At 61.6% G+C, this 1,449-nt stretch carries 2 protein-coding genes; both read left to right on the top strand.

Annotation, left to right across the window (positions count from 1 at the left end):
- The coding region (locus AC1DXV_RS34555; protein WP_477938040.1) for an AAA family ATPase at positions 1 to 648 on the top strand (648 nt) is incomplete at its 5' end.
- Complete coding sequence (locus AC1DXV_RS34560; RefSeq protein WP_477870706.1) at positions 645 to 1,415, top strand: HNH endonuclease; 771 nt, start codon at positions 645 to 647, stop codon at positions 1,413 to 1,415. The genes AC1DXV_RS34555 and AC1DXV_RS34560, both read left to right, overlap by 4 nt.
- Positions 1,416 to 1,449 lie beyond the last annotated feature (34 nt).

Consider the following 1,449-nt stretch of genomic DNA (forward strand, 5'->3'; position numbering starts at 1 on the left):
AAGCTGGGTTTGATGCGCCACCACGCATCCGTCGACTCAGACGGCAACCGGCAGCCAGTCGGCACGATCGTCGCCCTCGACGAACTGAGCTCTGGTGAACAACAGGCGCTTACGCTCATCATCAGAGTGCTCGCCGCAGTCCAGACTGGCGCCACGGTCCTCGTGGACGAGCCAGAGATCAGCCTTCATGTGGGTTGGCAGCGCCAGATTCCGGCCGTGCTCTCCATCATTGCGCGGCATATGGACTGCAAGTTCGTGGTCGCCACGCACTCACCGGTGGTCATTGCCGCCGCGCAGGACAGCCACGACCTCTGCTTCTCGGTCAGCAGGGGCAGGCTGCGTGCCCTCGAACCGCGGGAACTGCGGTCCGTCGAGGCGACTCTCTTCGAAGGCTTCAACACCTACACCGACAACACACGGCAAATCCACGAGCGCTGCGCCGAAATCGTAGCGCGGGCGATCAGCGACCTTGACGAGCAAGCGGGAGCGGAAGAAGGGGCAGGCAATACGCAACTCCACGAGCTGGACGTGCTTCGCAAGAAGCTCGAAAGCCTAAAGGTGGCTGACACGACATCCGGCCGGCACGACCTCGACCTGATCGCCAAGGCGCGGGCGGCCATCGTCGAGCTGCTCAGCTTAGGAGCATGACAAACATTCAGCGCCTTAGGGCGTCCTTGCGCGAAGAATTCCAGCGCTACTCGGAACGCCCGCACCATGTGAAGCGCTGTCGTGCCAAGGCGCTTCAATTGGTCTTCTCCCTTGCCCGGGAAGCACGCCGGGGAAAGGTAGACGGCTGGTCGCGTCTGGCCAAGGTCGACGAGAAGCACGGGAAGTCCCGAATCGAAGGAGCACACCTGACGAAAGCTCTGCGCGAGTTCCTCGTGGCGCAGCAGTCAAATCGCTGCTGCTATTGCAGGCGCTGGTTGGTGAACACCGCCTATGCGAGGCCTATCGACCACATCTTGCCGAAGAGTCACTACAAGCAATTCTCCCTGCATTTCTGGAACCTTGCCGTGGCCTGCACGGACTGTAACTCCCTGAAGACGGACAACAAATGGGGCGGGTTCGATCCCTCCGTCAAGCGCCATCCCTTGCCGCAAGCGTTCAGCGACTCCTTCCATCCTCGGTTCCATGTCTACGACGAGCACATCCGCTTCGTCCGGATCGAAGCCAATGGCATCGCAGTCGTGCTGTTCAAGGGATTGACCCCGCAAGGCCGCCAGCTGTGCCGAGATCTGCTCGTTCGTGTCGCGGCCCAGGAGATGCTGGTCGCGAACAACTCTGCGCTAGCCGCCCCACTCGCCACGATGGAGGCATTTAATGCGGGAGACGACTCCGCGGCAAGCGAGCGCCTGAAGGATTTTCAGCGGGCCCTCGGACAATCCCTGGTGCGTACTTTGCAGCTTCCCACCTGACCTCCTCCACTGTCATGCCGGTGCGTTGCAGCTC

The organism is Rhizobacter sp. P3_C12, from assembly GCF_056402735.1.

Excerpts from the sequence above, each read along its gene's own strand:
- AC1DXV_RS34560 (WP_477870706.1), top strand. The coding sequence starts at position 645 with ATGACAAACATTCAGCGCCTTAGGGCGTCCTTGCGCGAAGAATTCCAG.